The sequence below is a fragment of the Methylobacterium sp. Leaf88 genome (genome assembly GCF_001422795.1).
Taxonomy (GTDB): Bacteria; Pseudomonadota; Alphaproteobacteria; order Rhizobiales; family Beijerinckiaceae; genus Methylobacterium.
Genome location: NZ_LMMK01000044.1, coordinates 1 through 15215 on the forward strand (window position 1 = coordinate 1; position 15215 = coordinate 15215).

Sequence of the window (15215 nt, forward strand, 5' to 3'; positions counted from 1 at the left end):
CGTCCGTCCTCCAGGCTCAAAAGCCATACCAAAGGGCGGACCACTTCAATGGGGGCGGATCAGAACGATACATATAATGCACATACTTTATGGTGACGTTTCCGTTATTTCGAATAAGCGATTTTCTATGATATCCGTGGTGCCGTTAGCCTCGGAACGGAAGTTTAAATGTCGGAAGCTCTTCAAAATCAAGTCGTCGATTTCGTCGAACTCACTGTCGATCTCACCTCTGCGTACGTATCGAACAACTCCATTCGGCCCACCGATCTGCCGGACCTGATACGCACCATCCACGCTGCTCTCGGTGGCCTTGCCAGCGGCGCTGCAGCAATCGCGTCAGAACCCGAGATCGAAAAGCCAACCGCAGCTCAGATCCGCAAGTCTGTGACGCCTAACGGCATCATCAGCTTCCTCGACGGCAAGACCTACAAGACCATGAAGCGGCATCTGAGCACGCATGGCCTTGATCCGCATGGCTACCGAGCTCGCTTCGGCTTGCCGACCGACTACCCGATGGTCGCCCCGGAATACGCTGCACGGCGTTCCGAGCTTGCCAAGTCGATTGGGCTCGGTCGGATCGCCGATCGCGCCGAGGATGAGCAGTCGCCTGCGAAGGGTCGCAAGAAGGCTGCGTAATTTTGGCGAAGCTGCGACGACCGCTGTATGATCCAGCTCCTGTGAACTTTGCCGAGGCGTCAGCTCTGGCCAAGTCGCTCGTACCAATCGTGCGCCAGGGCCGGGGATTTTTCGAACGTCAGAGCTGAGTAACCGACACGGGTGTGGCGCCATTCGCGAGGCGCCACCCCGTAGCGGCTCCGAAAACTTCGGCTGAGGTGGGCCAAAGTCTTGAACCCGAGTTCGCTCGCCAGGCGCGTGATCGACCGGGTCTCAAGCGGATCCTCGAGCGCTGTCCGGATCGCCTCCAGCCGCTTCTCCCAGACGCGGTGCATGACCCCGCCAGTTTGCTCGAACGCGCGATAGAGCGACGTCCGTGACGTTCCCAAACGTTCGGCGAGCCACTCGGGCGAGAGCTTCGATGAGGGCAGGTTCAGGTCGATCAGACGCTCGGCCATCTCCACGACGCTCGCGTCGAGCTCGGGACCTCGCAGGACGTCCGACGCCGAAGAGCCATCGAGAAGGCGACGCACGAACCCCGTCAGTTCGGCCGCAACCTCCTCGGCTCTCTCAACTCGTGTCGAGGGCAGATGCCGATACAGCGCGTAAAGGCGTGCGAGTAGTAGCCTGTTGCGCTCGCGATCGAAGAACATCGGAATGCGCTCAATATCGACATCCGCCAGGAGCTGACGCGGCACTGTCAGCCCGATCGCACTGGAGCGTGCGCCGCGCGCATCGAGTTCCCGGCCCATGTCGGCGGCCATCACCCTGTTCCGTTGTTGCGTCACCGCGCAGCCTGCAATCTCGCCCGTCAGTCCCCCAGAGACGTAAAGCATGAAGGTCAGATGATCTGGCGTCACCGCTGCATGACGGCGGTCTCGGATCATTCGCTGCGGTGTAAAAACCATCCGGCTAGCGAGTATGTCGCCAAGTATCGTGCAGGAGAGATTGCCGCGCGGCGGCGCGGCCCGCTCACTCTGCTCAACCCGAATGATTGGCGCCATCAGATCCCGCCATGCTGCAAAGGCATGGGCTGGATCGAGACCATCGGTGTTGAAGTGCAGAGTGGGAACGATGGTCATCTGGCCTGCAAAGCCTAAGGATCGCCGAAGTGTTACAGCCCTACGAGGCTAGAGGCGAACAGTCACGCCTCAACCTTCATATCCCTCGGGTAAGAAGCAGCTCGCCGGCGTCAACAGCGCCTCCCGCACCCGGTGGCTGGCGCTGTGAAGACCACGGCGTGAAGGTTCAAGGATGGGCAACCTTCCCATGGCGGAAGGTTGCCCTAGGTCGCTGGGATGGCTCGAAGCGTCTCCTACCAAGTCATTGAAAAGCCAGATGGCCGGTTTGACATCGCGGTCACCCTTGCCGGCGGTCGCACCCATTACCGGGAAGGTTTGGCAACGGAAAGCGAAGTGACCGAAGCGCTGGATCTTCTCCGCGACCTGATGACCGCCTGCGGTGCGACCCTCATTGAAGAGCCGTTGCTGCGCGAAGCGGCCCAGTAGGTTGATGGATGCGGTGGGTGAGAAGCGTCCGTCGCGTTGGTAGCCGACACTAAGGTTCAACCCGGTAGCTATAGGCGCAGTCACGGGTTCCAGCGTCGCGCAAAAGCATCTGTGGCTCAGCCTGGACCCGCCCCCTGGGACCGTTCGGACGAAGGCAGACCGTATTGATGCGGGTCAGGTCCCAAGCAGTCTCGCCTCCACAATCCATCCAGCTATCCAGTCGGGCCGGCGGGCTCGGACGTTTTAGGGAGACGGTCACTTGGCCGATCACCGGAATGGATCGGATCAACCACGCAACCGTTCTTCTGACCTCGTCGTTCCTGGGGCGGACACTGACGGGCAGCCCGTCAGCACAAAGGAGCACAACATGCGCAAGTCACTTGCCTTCGGCTTCCTCGTCGCATCACTGGCTGGGTTCGCCGCGCCGGCGTCGGCCGAGGACACCACCGTCATCCGCCGCGACAGCGCCCCGGGCGTATCCGTTGAGCGCCGCGAAGGCGTGGTCGAGCGCCGTGAGGTCACCACCGGCAGTGTCGATTGCGGCTCGAAGACCGTCCATAAAGAGGACGGCATGGGCAACTCCAAGACCGTCCACAAGGAAGGCTGCAACTGAGCAGCCGGCCCACTGAGGCTTCAGGAGACTTCATCATGACCAACAAGCTTCTTCTCGCCCTCACGGCGGCCGGCATGCTCGCCCTTCCGATGGCGGCCCAGGCACAGGGCACGCTGCGCGGGGCTGCCGAGGGCGCCGAGCGCGGTGCCGACGCGGCTGGTCCCATCGGCGGCATCGTCGGTGGGGCGGTTGGCGCCGCCACCGGTACGGTCGGCGGCATCCTCGGCATCGATGAGCGGCCGCGCTTCCGCTCCTACGTGCGTGAGCGCGGCGTGCGCTCCTACAGCTGGGGCGGCCCGGTCCAGGTCGGCACCGTGCTGCCGGACGACGAGGTCACCTACTACGACGTGCCGAGCGAGTATCAGGCACGCCCGGGCTACCGCTACACTGTGGTGAACGAGCGTCCGGTGCTGGTGGACCGCAGCCGCCGCATCGTCGAGGTCATCGACTGAGGCCTGCGTCACCCCCGTAACGTCACGAAGTCCGCCCGGCACGCGCCGCGGCGGACTTTTATTTTTGCTGGACGCCTCAGGCCAAACTGCGGTCGTCCTCGACACCGAGCAGACCGGCAAGCAGCGTCCGGGCTCGGCTGACGCGGCTCTTCATGGTGCCGACCTGGCAGCCGATCAACTCGGCGGCGGCCTCGTAGGTCATGCCCTGCGCTCCTACGAGCAACAGCGCCTCGCGCTGCGAGGCCGGGAGCTTGCCGAGATGCTGCCAGACCCGACGCAGGTCGCTGCTGGCCTCCTGCGCGGCGGGGGTGATGACCTTCCCGGCCTGGACGCCGTCCGCGTCCTCAACCTCGCGCCTGCGCTTGCGGCACTCGGTGTAGAACTGGTTGCGCAGAATGGTACAGACCCAGGCTTTGAGGTTGCTGCCGGGCTCGAAGCGGTGCCGGTTGGCCCAAGCCTTCAGCAGCGTCTCCTGAACCAGGTCGTCGGCCGTCGTCTGATTGATGGCGAGCGAGACCGCGAAGGCACGCAGGCCAGGTAGCGCGGCCAGCAGCTCGGCGCGGAACGTGCCTTCTGAGCTTGCGACGGCTTGGACGGGCCCCGTCTCTAGCTTCGCGATCAGGTCGAGAAGGGCATCGGGCTGCGGCTCCGCGAGGAAGGCGGCATAGAGCGCCTGAAGCTCCGATCCGAGATGCGCCCGAACGGTCTCGGGCATCCCGCTCACGGGGGCGTCCCTGTGCATCGTTTCGTGATCCGGATCCGGATGCCCAAACGTCGCGGTCTCGTGGGTGTCGCCATCGGACATGCTCGTCTCGGACCTCCGTTAAATCCTGCATCCACCCAGGCAATTTTCGTAAAATGTCGGGAGGTTCTGGCAAACCAAGCCTGAACGGCGCCTAACGAATTCTTCATATGATTGAAGACGGAGCGCGTCGCTTCAGCTCCGCGGAAGGGGCGTTACGGTCGGTGCAGCGGGTCTCGATGCTCCCAGCGCTGCGGATTTAGCCGTGCGATCAAGCGGTTCCTGCGGGCCGTCGAATGGGCTGGGGGTTTGGTAACCCTGTTAGCCGAACCCGTAGCAGCGGCTGGGGACCGAAGGACCGAAGTTGCCATCCTTGTGCTTCGACACAGTCACTGAGGCTGAGGGTAAGCGTGATTGTGCTGCCCGGATGGCTCCTGGAACGTGCCGGCCCAGATGCCCCAACGGAGCGCCTTCGCTGTGAGCTCGGCGTTGGCGTAGTCCTCAGCATAGCGCCGGTACGCGATGGCGTGGCCCTGGCGAACCATCCAGGCGTTCAGATCCTCGGCTTCGGCCTGGCAGACAGCCACGACCCGGCCGTAGCGGTCAGTGTCACGTGGATCGCAGGTCACGAGGCGCTTGCCGATATAGTCGGACAGGGCCAGCGCCGCCGTCTGGCCGCAGCGATAGTCCTTGCCGGCGGCGTCTTTGCAGACCTGCGCGCTTTCAGGCGCGTCGATGCCGTGCAGGCGAATGCGCGTGCCGCGGACCTCAAGCGTGTCGCCGTCGATCACTGATGGCCGCCCGACGATCGGGTCTGCTAGAGCAGGAGATGCTAGGAGCAGGACGAGGAGGCAGGGCCAGAGACGCATAATCTTATTGCGATGCCAGATTTCACGACCCTCGCTGATGGGGGTGGTAAAAGCCCAAAGTCCTCCATCAGGACCCTTGACGATCATGCGTCGTACAGCTTCTCCTAAATTGGTCAACGCCATAGGGCAATCGCTGGAACGACCGCCGCTTTTTGGCTGTAAAGAAAGGCGCGGTTATGAAGCGGCTGTCGACAGAACGCCGAGCATACGAAATACGCAGAGCTATTAAAGGCCTGCGCCGCCGCTCGCGGAAAAAATACGTCCTTCTGACGTCTGGCGGTATGCCATCTAAATTTACTAGCGATCAGATCCGGCGTGCAAAGCTTATCACAATTAGAAGCGCCCGGGGTGATGAAAGCGCACGTGTAGTCGAACCTGCGCGGCCTGTTCCCGCTATTCTATCATTAAACAGAAATTTTGAAGAAACTTCAAAATTTATTTTCAACGTGCGCGAGAGCTTGGCTGACGGCTGTGCTGACGAGTACATGCCGAAATCAAATCAACATCTCAAAGCAATAGAAAGATCGCATAAAAACTTAAAAACATATTTTGATTTTAGTATGATTGAGGAGATATCTGCTTCCGTCGCATTAATATTGGCGGCGGAGTATGATTGCTACCGACGAGTTGGAGGCTTCGTTCCAGGTGCTGTCGATATGCATCTTTGGAAGCCGGAAGTTAGAGCGATCTTAGAAGGGATCGGCTTTTTGGATATGGCGGGTGTCCGCAAGCAAGGGCCGACCTATCTAGAGGGAAGTGATTGGAAGATCCTGCGTTTCAAATCTGGCAGTGAAGCAGATGGTGAGCAGGTTGGAAATTTGCTGTCGGAATTGGGGGTTGATGCTGCTTTAGATAACCCAGAACTTTATGGGGCAATTCTGGAAGCTCTAGTTAATACTAGGCATCATGCCTACCCAAAAGACGTAGCTTTCAGTGCGCCTTTCTTTCCAGGATGGTGGCTGACAGGGTTTGTGGATCACGGCAGCAGGCGGTTGCGAATTAGTGTCTACGATCGCGGCTTGAGCATACCAGGAACACTCCAAACCTGGGATAAGTATTCACTATTCCAGCGAGCTTGGAGGCGGGTCTTTAGCATATTGCCCGATCCGGACGATGTAAGCCGCGACGGCAGTGCGATAGCACTTGCAATGGAAGTTGGGAGATCCTCGACCGGTGAGGGCTACCGAGGAAAGGGCTTGCCTTCGATGGAGGATGCCCTGGATCTTTGCGTCGAGGGCGCCATAACCATATATTCACGGACGGGCGAGTACCGTCGCCTGAAGGGTCAGAAGCCGCATTATGTCAACCGGAACGCATCAATCGGCGGAACTCTGGTCACCTGGGACTTGCGATTTTGAGATGGCTGACACCATGATCCAGATCGCTCAGGATTTCAGCCGGTTTCCCGGCGGGCGGTTCATTTTCGACGGTCCTCATAGCGGCGAGTTGTTTCGAGAGCAGATCTTAGCTCCTGCCATTGCAAGCGGCAGTACAGTTACGGTTGTTTTGGATGGAGTAGCTGGTCTTCCTGCTTCGTTTCTTGAAGAGGCTTTTGGTGGACTTATTCGAAAGGGCTTTAAAGTTCCGGATCTTCACCGCAAGCTCAAAATCGTCGCAGAGACTAAAAGACTTCAAAGATATCCTTCGCAGATCTGGGGCTATATCCAGACCGCAGCTGCCTCGTTAGATCGTGTCCATTGATCCGTTTCAATTAGCGTTAGGTGCAGCTTTCGGCTTTGCGTCCACAGGAGCAATCCGGTGGTGGCAATACCGTCGGGATCTTTGGATTGGTGAAATTGAGCGGTTTTGTGATACTCTTGATGCCGCAGCTGAATGCGCGGCCGAATATTGGATTAGAGAAAAACTAAGCGCTTCCGTCGGCGTTAATCCAACTTCCGACGAAATAAAGGCGGCAATTGAAGTAAGTCTTTATGAGGCTAGATTGCTTGGTTTCCAAAACCGGCTAGATGGAATGCTGTATTCGATCTCATCCCGATTGCCCGAAAGTGATAAACTCCGGTTAGAGATGAATATGGCAGGGTTCTCGGATGCCTTAACCGGGGGCAGCTATGGCTCCGCAAGTAGAACCGCGGATCCTAATCGAGTTCAGTTGGCCCAAGTAAATGCGAGCGACATGCTTGTAGAGCTTCGTCGTTCACTGGCGAAGGCCTTAAGCTTATCGGGCACTGCCTCACATTATTTTAGAGCATTCCGAGAAAGATACGCTGAAACCCGCATTAATGATTAATAGACCCGTTTTTTATTAGATGCTTTTGTAGTGAAGCTTATCGTACCTTCCCTTAAGCCGCTTACAAAGCTGGGCCGGCTTCCTCAAACATCAGAATGAGCACACGCCGACCGGCGGCGTCGTGCACGTCAACGATCCAGGCCGACCACTCGAGCCGACCGGCGCAGCGACCCATGATCCCGCGGGCAACTCGCATCGCTTCCGCCCGCAGATCCGACCGAGCTCGTAGGTAGCGGCCAGCTAAATCGAGCACGGCATGGTGACCGTCAGTGCAGTGGAAACGGTAAGTCCCCGCTCGCATTCGCCTTTCATCCCGTCATCCACAAGCGTGCACAGCGCCGACAAATTGTCCCTCACGCCAGCTTGAGCCGAAGGCCCCTGCCGTGTTTGTTCTTCTTTTGTTCTATCAGGCGAGAGGCAGCGATGCACGGACGAACTGGCGATCGACCTCTCACCAATGCCGAGGAGTTTGCTCACGACGATCCCGCGCCCACGTATGACGATCCGTGGGCCGTCCTCGTCCAGGTCATCGCCGATGCCCTTGCCGATATGGACGAAGCGGAGCGCCAGACGGCGAAGCAGCGCCGCCTCATCTCACGCCGCTATATCCGCGACGGTGCGATCTTCTCGGATCATGGCCGATGAAGCTGCTCCAGATCGCGGAGCTTACGCCTCAGGGCGCCGGCACGGTTCGCATCCCGATCCAGGGGGCCGCGCTCTGCGCCGGCTTCCCGTCGCCAGCCGACGATTTCCTCGAGGGCTCGCTGGAACTGCCGCGCTGGCTGGCACCCAACCCGCCAGCGACCTTCGCCTGGAACATCTCTGGCGACAGCATGCGCGGGGCCGGCATCTTCGACCGGGATCTCGCAGTCGCTGACCGCAGCCTCAAGCCCGGTAACGGAAGCGTCGTGGTGGCGATCGTCGACGGTACCATGAGCCTGAAGCGCCTCGTCATCGAGGGCAACGTCGCGCGCCTCGCCTTCGACAATCCCGACCTGCCGGCCTTCGCTGTCGAGGATCTGATCGAGGGCGAGATCTGGGGTGTGGTCCGCTTCTCGATCCGCTGGCATGTGGCGCGCGCCGGACTGGTGCGATGAGCCGGGCGATCGCGCTGATCGACGGCAATAGCTTCTACTGCTCCTGCGAGCGCGTCTTCGACCCGAAGCTCGCCCGCGTGCCGGTCATCGTGCTCTCGAACAACGACGGCTGCGCCATTGCCCGCACAGCGGAGGCGAAGGCGCTCGGGATCAAGATGGGCGATCCCTGGTTCAAGATCCGCCAGCAGTGCCAGCGCGAGGGCGTGCGCGTCTTCTCCTCGAACTACACCCTCTACGGCGACATGAGCGCCCGCACGAACGCGGTCTACCGGGACTTCTCGCCCGCGGTGGAGATCTACTCCATCGACGAGAGCTTCCTCGACCTCTCGGACGTGCGGGACCGGGATCGGGTTGCGCTCGCGCGGGATCTGCGCGCGACGGTGCGGGCCTGGACCGGCATCCCTACCTGCGTCGGCATCGGCCCGACGAAGACCCTGGCCAAGCTCGCCAACCACATCGCCAAGACGATCCCGGATCTCGACGGGGTGTGCGACCTAACCGACCCGGTGGCCTACGACCACTGGCTCTGCCGGATCTCGGTGGCGGAGGTCTGGGGCATCGGACGGGCCTCGCTCGCCAAGCTGATAGGGCTCGGCGTCGACACGGTGGCGGACCTTCGGGATCTCGACCCACGCCCGGTGCGCAAAGCCATGACGGTAGTGGGGGAGCGCATCATCTACGAGTTGCGCGGGCTGGCTTGCCTCCCGCTTGAGCTCATGCCGGCCCAGCGCAAGGGCTGCGCCGTCACCCGCTCGTTCTCCCGCCGCATCACCGAGCGCGAGACCTTAGAGCAGGCAGTCGCCACGCATGCGACGCGGCTCGGCGAGAAGCTGCGGCGCGGCGGCCTCGGCACTACCCACGTGTCGGTCTTCTATCACACGAGCGAGCACGACCGGGGCGACCCGATGCGCTCGGTCTCGACGACGGTGACAATGCCGGAGGCCACGAACGACACGCTGGCGCTGATCAAGGCCGCGCAGGCCGGCGTGGTCCGCACCTGGCGCGAGGCGCCGGGCGACCGGCCCTGGCGCTACAGCAAGGCCGGCGTGGTCACCACAGATCTGAAGCTCCTCGAGGACGCGCCGCGGGCGCTGATCGGCCAGCTCGACCGCGAGCGCAGCGCGCCGCTCATGGCGGCGATGGACGCTTGCAATGCGCGCTTCGGCCGTGGCGCCGTTGTGCCGGCCCGGGCGGGGCTCACCGAGAAGCGGACCTGGTCGACGAAATTCGAGATGCGCAGCCCGCGCTACACGACGCAAGTGGCCGAGCTACCGACGGCGTATGCTTAAGTGCCGTCAGCCATCCCGGCTGCATAAGCCCTCAAGATGACCTGACTGGCACCGACAGTTTGGCCTCCCATTTCGAACCCCGACACTTCGGCCTCACCGATGAGTTTGAGAGGCGCCCCTTGCTCCAGAAGGTAGCGGACCGCCTTCCGTAGTAGCGTCTCGTCCACTTCGTCGTATGCCATCGTCATTCCTTTTTAGGTCGCGCAGCAGGATCGCGGATCAGACGGCCGTTCGCTTCGAGTGCTCCGCGGCATCCTTTGTAACGGCCATGAAGGACGCCAATTCCCGGGATCGCACTACCAAAGGGAGGTGGAACCGTCAGCTACCCACAAACAGGAAGGCGTCGTTGGTGGAGGAGATGTAAAGGCATCAACCGCGGCGTCCACGTCAGCCTCAAGGATGGCCTTCCCCCGTAGAGTTCGCTGTAGTTCGGTTCTCAACCATGCCGCCAGGATAGCACGGCTCGGTCCTGTTGCAGGCCTTATTGCTCTCTCACGCCGGGTGCTACCGGATCGTGTTAATGGGAATGTTAACCCCAGGGCAGGTAGGTAGTCGCCGAGCAGTGCTTGATTATGGCCAGTCAGCTTGAGCTCGCACTGCTTGCGCTCCTTCGTTCTGAAAGTTCGGACAGTCCGATGCACAACAACACACGACTGTTCAGCTTGCCCCGTTGGCGTGTCACATGTTGGTTGACTGATGCCGGTCGTGACGTTCCTAGCGAGATCCGAACAGCTTTGATCGGAAGCTTGTTTGGCACGCTCCCGATCTTTGCAGGAGGCGTGCTGAATACTCTGGCGGTGTCTACGCTCGTTGCGTATCGGATCCCCCAGAAGCAGTTCCTCATCTGGTGCGTCCTAGAGTACGGCATCTGCCTCACTCGCCTCATTGTGCTGGTGGTCGCGCAGCGAGCCGCAGCTGAACGGCGAAAGACCCCGACAGACATTTATATCCTACTCGGCCTGGCCTGGGCCGCGAGCGTTGGTTACGGCACTCTCATTAGCCTACTCAGTGGTGACTGGGTCGTCGCGACCCTGGCATGCCTCTCCGCTGCAGCAATGGTCGGCGGCATCTCGTTCCGTAACTTCGGGGCACCGCGCCTTGCTGGCGCGATGATTGTCCTCACGCTCGGCTCCTGCTGCATTGCTGCCCCCTTCACGGGTGAGCCGCTCCTCATGATCACATTCCTGCAGATCCCGTTCTACTTGGCGAGCATGAGTGCCGCAGGTTTTCGGCTGAACAAGATGCTGATTGTCACCATGCGAGCCGAGCGCGAGAACGCCTACCGGGCCCAGCACGACAGTCTTACCGGCCTCCGAAATCGTGCTGGCCTCGCAGAAGCTATAGCAGCAAGGCGCGATGGCTTGTCGGCGCTCCTCTATCTAGACCTCGACGGGTTCAAGGCGGTCAACGACACTCATGGGCACGGCACAGGCGACCAGTTGCTGAGGGCCGTTGCGGCGCGATTAGGTGAGAGCACGAGGCCCAGTGACGTCGTCGCGCGTCTTGGAGGCGACGAGTTCGTCATCCTCTCTGAGCTTCTGGCACCTGCAGCACTCATCAAGCTCGGAGAGCGTTTGGTGACCCAGATCTCTGCTCCCTACGACCTCGCTCAAGATCGAACGGTTACGATCGGGGTGAGCATCGGCATCGCACTAGCTCCAGAGCACGGCACCGACTTAGCAAGCCTGCTTTCCGCTGCCGACCGTGCCCTCTACGAGGCGAAAGCCCTTGGGAAATCCCGAGCCGCCCTAGCGCCTTTGCGAAAAGCAGCTTGAGCTGCCCGCGGGCATGGTATCCTCCACTGGTAGCCTTCAGGCAGACGAAGTGGCCTGCCTGCTCTAAAGAGTAGGGGGCGAGCCTTGGCTTTGGTGAGGCTGACATGAGGGCCGCTGCTGAAGGAGGCCGCACGGGATCGGCGTTCGAGCGCCGTTTAGCCTAGACCGGGCAGAGCACAGCATGCCAGCGATCGATGCCGGCCCAGGTCTTACCCTTCCTGCCAGGGGCGTAGGCGCTATCCTTCAGCCTTGTCGCTCTGGCCCTTCTTCACGCCGCCCATGGGATCGGTCTCGTCTTCACCTGCCTCATCAGGATCGGTTCGGCCCTGGGGCGTGAGGCGAGGTGCAGCGATGTCGTCCTCGTTGACCTCGATGGAAGGCTTGCCACCCTTCTCCTTCTCTCCTGCATGCATGCGAACGCGCGTAGCATCATAGGAAGCGGACGCCAGGGTCTCGGTCGTCGTGGAGGTTTCGGCGGGCATTAGTGTCTCTCCTGTTGAGAGGTCAACGGCCCGTGATCAGCGAGGTTCGAACGGCGTGTGACTGTGGGCTGGGGCGCTGACCGATGGGGCCTGCACTTGGTTATCGGCAGTTTGGGTGGGTACGCGACCGCCGTAAGCTCGCTAGGCGCCCCGCTCCCTCGCGCTGTTCACTACGCGTAGGCGCAGCGGACGACCTGCAACGGCGCCCCCGAGCCCGTCCGTGATGGAGAGCGGGAAGCAGCGCGCGATGCTGCCGAGCACCCCAGCGAGGAACTCCTTCTGAGCAGCGTCGTCGCCCACAAGCTTCGAATGAGTGATCCTCGGCTGTCCCAGCAGGCTGCCATCGCGCTTGACGCTGAAAAGGACCGTGACCTCTGAGCCCGCTGACCCTGCGGGCCCGCCAACAGATTGAGAACAGGAGCCGAGCAGCTGCCACAGTCCATTGAGTGTCGACGCAGGCTCCGCATGGGCGCTTGGCGCGGCAGCAAACGCAAGCAGTAGGGCGAGCATCAGAGAGCGCATAGGGATCTGCCGCCGATCAACGAGCCTGTGGCCTCGAGGGCCGAACCTCACGGAGCGCCTCCCCGAGATCGTCGTCCTCATCGTCGCCGGGCTCCTCTGTCGGGTACCCGTCCCTGTCGGGAGCCGACAGCTCCCTCTGTCCACGGGGCTTCCCATCCAGGCCTAAATCCCGCTCACGCTGCGTACGAGGAGCTTCTCTCATGCTCGGATCGTCGGAAGGAGGCTGAAGGCCTTGCGCGTCAGCCTGGGCCGCCATGAGCAAGCTGATCCCTGCCAGCGATAGGACGGCGAATTTCATGAGTGTGCCTCGGAACGATCGAATGACGCCTGTCGGAAACGTTACCTTGGATGAGGCTCCCGCGTCCCTATTCACCCTGGCACGGTCGCTACGCAAGGAACTCGTCCAGAACTGCTGCGAGGATCGCCCAACCGAGATCATCCGTCCGATGGATAGCGCGCGATCCATCAGCGCCAGCACCACGGGCCAGGTTCGCAGCCCCAATCACAAGGGAGAGGATGCCGCGATCGACGGTGATGGACAGGCGGCCTTCCGGCAAGGCTGAGCGGGCCAACAGAAGGGCTGCATCAGTCCAAGCCTTCGCATCAAGGAGGATCGCGAAGCGGGCTTTCGTATCCGGAGACTGTTTGCCGGTGCAGGCAAACCACACCTCGGCAAAGAGTGCGCGGTCTGGACCGGATGCGTCCGCGACGCGCTCACGGAGGCTGCTGAGGAGGGCTGGATCTCTCACTCTGAGCGCCGGTCTCAAGCCGCTATGTGGGACGCTTGTGTGGGACGCTGCCACCAATCGGGGCTAAGTGTCTGAAAGAATTGGAGCGGGCGATCGGGATCGAACCGACGACATTCAGCTTGGGAAGCTGACGTTCTACCACTGAACTACGCCCGCACGACGCGGAGGGGAGGCCGCGACGGTAGCCGCCAGGGCCACGAGCGGGACCATATCAGACCTACATCCGTTGTCCACGGGTCGGCGGCGCCAGGGACACCCAGGCGTACGTTCACAAGGCTAGGGGTTTCCGCTAGGTTCCGACTACCTTCCCGGCTTGGCCGCCCGCGCGCCCGTCGCGGCGTAGCATCGGCCGAACGTTCTCCATACGTCCCCCATACAGGATGCCAACCCTGCGCATGACGGCCAGCACGTGACGACGATCGACGAAACTCCAGGCCCGAGCCGGAACGCCCGACTTATTCTAGCGTCGGCCTCACCCCGGCGCCTCGCACTCCTGCAGCAGGTCGGCATCGACCCCGATGCCCTACTGGCATCTGATATCGATGAGACGCCACGGAAATCGGAGACGCCGCGCGAGCTCGCCCGACGCCTTGCGCGCGAAAAACTCGCGGCCGCCGGGGCTGCAGCGCGGCGGCGGGATGACATGCGCGAGGCCTTCCTCGTCGCGGCGGATACGGTCGTGGCAGTGGGGCGTCGGGTGCTCCCCAAGGCCGAGCTGCCGGGTGAGGCGGCCGATTGCCTGCGGCTGCTCTCCGGGCGCCAGCACCGGGTCTACACGGCCGTCTGCCTCCTCACGCCCCAAAATGTCCGGCGTGAGCGGGTGGTCGAGACCCGGGTGCGCTTCAAGCGCCTGTCCTCCCGCGACATCGAGGCCTACCTCGCTTCCAACGAGTGGCGCGGCAAGGCCGGAGGCTACGCTATTCAGGGTCTGGCCGGGGCCTTCGTGGTCAAGCTCGTGGGATCGTACAGCGCGGTGGTCGGGTTGCCGCTCTACGAAACAGTCAGTCTCCTGGATGGGGAGGGCTTTCCAGTCCGCAGTGCCTGGGGAGGTCCCGCATGAGCGATCCGAACCCTGGCCGCAGACGCTCTGGACCCACGCAGCTCGACCCGTGTCCGATCTGCAAGAAGGCGTCCGAGCCTGCCTACGTTCCGTTCTGCTCCGCCCGCTGCGCCGACATCGACCTCGGCCGTTGGCTTACTGACCGCTACGCCATCCCCACCGCAGAGGACGAGGACGCCGATGGCGTCGAGCCGCGCCCGGATCAGACCGCGTGAAGATCGTCGCTCCGGCGCGAAAAGCGCCCGTCAAAATCTCTTCCAATCGAGGCTGGACAGGCTGCAATCCACCCCCTATACCCCCGCTCCAGCCGGTGCCGCTTACGCGAACCGGCTGAGGCCCAGGTAGCTCAGTTGGTAGAGCATGCGACTGAAAATCGCAGTGTCGGCGGTTCGATTCCGTCCCTGGGCACCATTGCTTCTTGACTACTAACGGACGCCCATTCTTTCGGTGTCAACCATCGCACTGCCGTGGATGGTTGGGTCTGAGTGGGTCTGTCAGGCCGGTCGAGCCTGCTGCGCCGGCCGTATAGAGACTGTGTCTCCTCGGACTGACCATCGGTCACAATGTGCTGTCATCCTGGCTCCCGGTGCTTTCGACCCGGCCCATGGCTCCTCCGATGCGGGTCCCGCCGCGTCGGAGGAGGGAACGAACCGCGCACAAGGGGCGTCATCCTTCGACTTTGTTGAAGTTGAGGAGACTGCCATGGACGATGATCGCGTTTGGTCGTTCGAGAAGAGCTTATGGACTGGCGACGCGAACCATTACCGCGAACTGGTCGACAACGAGTGTCTCATGGTCTTGCCAACGCCGCCCTTCGTGCTCAGCGGCGCACAAGCGATTGAGGCGGTTGCCGCGACCCCACGCTGGTCGGGCATTGAGATCACGAAAGGCCAGATCTCGCGTCCCCAGGAGGGTCTCATCATCATCGCGTATTATGCCAAGGCATCGCGCGACGACGAGTCGTACGAAGCCAATTGTACGTCAACCTATCGCCGGATCTCCCATGAAGTCTGGCAGGTCGTCCAACACCAGCAGACGCCGCCCCTCGCCATTCCCGCTGTTAACGACTGACCGTCACACACAACGGCCCGCCGCCTCTGCTTGGGGCGGGTCGTTGGACCGGATGCCATGAGGCTGCACGGGGCATCCTGCCGATGTACGATGCCCCGTTGACCGCCTTCAGCCGGCGCCATA

General features: G+C 61.8%; 19 protein-coding genes and 2 tRNA genes. 15 read left to right on the top strand and 6 right to left on the bottom strand.

The window, feature by feature from the left end; genetic code table 11:
• Positions 1-168: 168 nt before the first annotated feature.
• Positions 169-636 carry a MucR family transcriptional regulator gene (locus ASF20_RS16380; RefSeq protein WP_056275832.1) on the top strand — a complete coding sequence of 156 codons (468 nt, stop codon included), beginning with the start codon at positions 169-171 and terminating at the stop codon, positions 634-636.
• 59 nt (positions 637-695) lie between these two features.
• Here ASF20_RS16380 and ASF20_RS16385 read toward each other — a convergent pair whose 3' ends face one another.
• A complete protein-coding gene (locus ASF20_RS16385; protein WP_056275837.1) occupies positions 696-1697 on the bottom strand; it encodes a helix-turn-helix domain-containing protein in 1002 nt (333 codons plus the stop codon).
• A 216-nt stretch (positions 1698-1913) separates the two neighbouring features.
• Here ASF20_RS16385 and ASF20_RS16390 point away from each other — a divergent pair, with 216 nt between their 5' ends.
• The 3 genes from ASF20_RS16390 (at position 1914) to ASF20_RS16400 (ending at position 3188) form a co-directional block, all read left to right on the top strand.
• On the top strand, positions 1914-2123 hold the full coding sequence (locus tag ASF20_RS16390) for a hypothetical protein (protein ID WP_056275840.1): 210 nt from the start codon (positions 1914-1916) through the stop codon (positions 2121-2123).
• A 367-nt stretch (positions 2124-2490) separates the two neighbouring features.
• Positions 2491-2736, top strand: a complete 246-nt coding sequence (locus ASF20_RS16395; RefSeq protein ID WP_056275843.1) for a hypothetical protein — start codon at positions 2491-2493, stop codon at positions 2734-2736.
• Positions 2737-2771: 35 nt separating this feature from the next.
• Positions 2772-3188 carry a DUF1236 domain-containing protein gene (locus ASF20_RS16400; RefSeq protein WP_056275846.1) on the top strand — a complete coding sequence of 139 codons (417 nt, stop codon included), beginning with the start codon at positions 2772-2774 and terminating at the stop codon, positions 3186-3188.
• Between the two features lie 76 nt (positions 3189-3264).
• Here the strand turns inward: ASF20_RS16400 and ASF20_RS16405 are convergent, their stop codons facing one another.
• Positions 3265-3903, bottom strand: coding sequence for a NepR family anti-sigma factor (locus ASF20_RS16405; RefSeq protein ID WP_244476459.1), 639 nt, complete (start codon positions 3901-3903; stop codon positions 3265-3267).
• Positions 3904-4319: 416 nt separating this feature from the next.
• Complete coding sequence (locus tag ASF20_RS16410) at positions 4320-4886, bottom strand: thermonuclease family protein (protein WP_244476457.1); 567 nt, start codon at positions 4884-4886, stop codon at positions 4320-4322.
• A gap of 65 nt (positions 4887-4951) precedes the next feature.
• Between ASF20_RS16410 and ASF20_RS24200 the strand changes: the two genes are divergently transcribed.
• From ASF20_RS24200 to ASF20_RS16440, 7 genes are all read left to right on the top strand, one after another.
• Positions 4952-6157 carry a hypothetical protein gene (locus tag ASF20_RS24200; RefSeq protein ID WP_210166846.1) on the top strand — a complete coding sequence of 402 codons (1206 nt, stop codon included), beginning with the start codon at positions 4952-4954 and terminating at the stop codon, positions 6155-6157.
• Between the two features lies 1 nt (position 6158).
• Positions 6159-6500: an STAS-like domain-containing protein gene (locus ASF20_RS23540; RefSeq protein WP_162242630.1), complete on the top strand. Its 342-nt coding sequence runs from the start codon at positions 6159-6161 to the stop codon at positions 6498-6500.
• Complete coding sequence (locus ASF20_RS24205) at positions 6490-7047, top strand: hypothetical protein (protein WP_156648104.1); 558 nt, start codon at positions 6490-6492, stop codon at positions 7045-7047. Before ASF20_RS23540 ends, ASF20_RS24205 begins: the two co-directional genes overlap by 11 nt.
• A gap of 423 nt (positions 7048-7470) precedes the next feature.
• Positions 7471-7692, top strand: coding sequence for a hypothetical protein (locus ASF20_RS16420; RefSeq protein WP_056275855.1), 222 nt, complete (start codon positions 7471-7473; stop codon positions 7690-7692).
• Positions 7689-8144: a S24 family peptidase gene (locus tag ASF20_RS16425; RefSeq protein ID WP_056275858.1), complete on the top strand. Its 456-nt coding sequence runs from the start codon at positions 7689-7691 to the stop codon at positions 8142-8144. The genes ASF20_RS16420 and ASF20_RS16425 overlap by 4 nt, the downstream gene beginning before the upstream one ends.
• On the top strand, positions 8141-9433 hold the full coding sequence (locus ASF20_RS16430) for a Y-family DNA polymerase (RefSeq protein ID WP_056275861.1): 1293 nt from the start codon (positions 8141-8143) through the stop codon (positions 9431-9433). The genes ASF20_RS16425 and ASF20_RS16430 overlap by 4 nt, the downstream gene beginning before the upstream one ends.
• Positions 9434-10179: 746 nt before the next feature.
• Positions 10180-11208 carry a GGDEF domain-containing protein gene (locus ASF20_RS16440; RefSeq protein ID WP_244476458.1) on the top strand — a complete coding sequence of 343 codons (1029 nt, stop codon included), beginning with the start codon at positions 10180-10182 and terminating at the stop codon, positions 11206-11208.
• Positions 11209-11444: 236 nt separating this feature from the next.
• Here the strand turns inward: ASF20_RS16440 and ASF20_RS16445 are convergent, their stop codons facing one another.
• From ASF20_RS16445 to ASF20_RS16465, 3 genes are all read right to left on the bottom strand, one after another.
• The gene (locus tag ASF20_RS16445) at positions 11445-11690 is read right to left on the bottom strand and encodes a hypothetical protein (protein ID WP_056275872.1); all 246 of its coding nucleotides are present in this window, start codon (positions 11688-11690) and stop codon (positions 11445-11447) included.
• Positions 11691-12598: 908 nt separating this feature from the next.
• Positions 12599-12961 (bottom strand): hypothetical protein, encoded by a 363-nt coding sequence (locus ASF20_RS24210; RefSeq protein WP_156648105.1) that lies wholly within the window; start codon positions 12959-12961, stop codon positions 12599-12601.
• An 81-nt stretch (positions 12962-13042) separates the two neighbouring features.
• Positions 13043-13117 (bottom strand) — tRNA-Gly (locus ASF20_RS16465).
• A 262-nt stretch (positions 13118-13379) separates the two neighbouring features.
• On the opposite strand from ASF20_RS16465, the gene ASF20_RS16470 reads away from it, so the two are divergent.
• From ASF20_RS16470 to ASF20_RS16485, 4 genes are all read left to right on the top strand, one after another.
• A complete protein-coding gene (locus tag ASF20_RS16470) occupies positions 13380-14021 on the top strand; it encodes a Maf-like protein (protein ID WP_056275902.1) in 642 nt (213 codons plus the stop codon).
• The gene (gene yacG, locus ASF20_RS16475; protein WP_056275882.1) at positions 14018-14236 is read left to right on the top strand and encodes a DNA gyrase inhibitor YacG; all 219 of its coding nucleotides are present in this window, start codon (positions 14018-14020) and stop codon (positions 14234-14236) included. The genes ASF20_RS16470 and yacG overlap by 4 nt, the downstream gene beginning before the upstream one ends.
• A 120-nt stretch (positions 14237-14356) precedes the next feature.
• Positions 14357-14432 (top strand) — tRNA-Phe (locus ASF20_RS16480).
• 291 nt (positions 14433-14723) lie between these two features.
• Entirely contained in the window at positions 14724-15092 is a 369-nt protein-coding gene (locus tag ASF20_RS16485; protein ID WP_056275885.1) for a hypothetical protein, read from the top strand.
• Positions 15093-15215 lie beyond the last annotated feature (123 nt).

What these genes read in the sequence shown, in the direction of transcription:
- ASF20_RS16380 (WP_056275832.1), top strand. Translation starts at nt 169, where the DNA reads ATGTCGGAAGCTCTTCAAAATCAAGTCGTCGATTTCGTCGAACTCACT.
- ASF20_RS16385 (WP_056275837.1), bottom strand. Translation starts at nt 1,697, where the DNA reads ATGACCATCGTTCCCACTCTGCACTTCAACACCGATGGTCTCGATCCA.
- ASF20_RS16390 (WP_056275840.1), top strand. Translation starts at nt 1,914, where the DNA reads ATGGCTCGAAGCGTCTCCTACCAAGTCATTGAAAAGCCAGATGGCCGG.
- ASF20_RS16395 (WP_056275843.1), top strand. Translation starts at nt 2,491, where the DNA reads ATGCGCAAGTCACTTGCCTTCGGCTTCCTCGTCGCATCACTGGCTGGG.
- ASF20_RS16400 (WP_056275846.1), top strand. Translation starts at nt 2,772, where the DNA reads ATGACCAACAAGCTTCTTCTCGCCCTCACGGCGGCCGGCATGCTCGCC.
- ASF20_RS16405 (WP_244476459.1), bottom strand. Translation starts at nt 3,903, where the DNA reads ATGCCCGAGACCGTTCGGGCGCATCTCGGATCGGAGCTTCAGGCGCTC.
- ASF20_RS16410 (WP_244476457.1), bottom strand. Translation starts at nt 4,886, where the DNA reads ATGATCGTCAAGGGTCCTGATGGAGGACTTTGGGCTTTTACCACCCCC.
- ASF20_RS23540 (WP_162242630.1), top strand. Translation starts at nt 6,159, where the DNA reads ATGGCTGACACCATGATCCAGATCGCTCAGGATTTCAGCCGGTTTCCC.
- ASF20_RS16420 (WP_056275855.1), top strand. Translation starts at nt 7,471, where the DNA reads ATGCACGGACGAACTGGCGATCGACCTCTCACCAATGCCGAGGAGTTT.
- ASF20_RS16425 (WP_056275858.1), top strand. Translation starts at nt 7,689, where the DNA reads ATGAAGCTGCTCCAGATCGCGGAGCTTACGCCTCAGGGCGCCGGCACG.
- ASF20_RS16430 (WP_056275861.1), top strand. Translation starts at nt 8,141, where the DNA reads ATGAGCCGGGCGATCGCGCTGATCGACGGCAATAGCTTCTACTGCTCC.
- ASF20_RS16445 (WP_056275872.1), bottom strand. Translation starts at nt 11,690, where the DNA reads ATGCCCGCCGAAACCTCCACGACGACCGAGACCCTGGCGTCCGCTTCC.
- yacG (WP_056275882.1), top strand. Translation starts at nt 14,018, where the DNA reads ATGAGCGATCCGAACCCTGGCCGCAGACGCTCTGGACCCACGCAGCTC.
- ASF20_RS16485 (WP_056275885.1), top strand. Translation starts at nt 14,724, where the DNA reads ATGGACGATGATCGCGTTTGGTCGTTCGAGAAGAGCTTATGGACTGGC.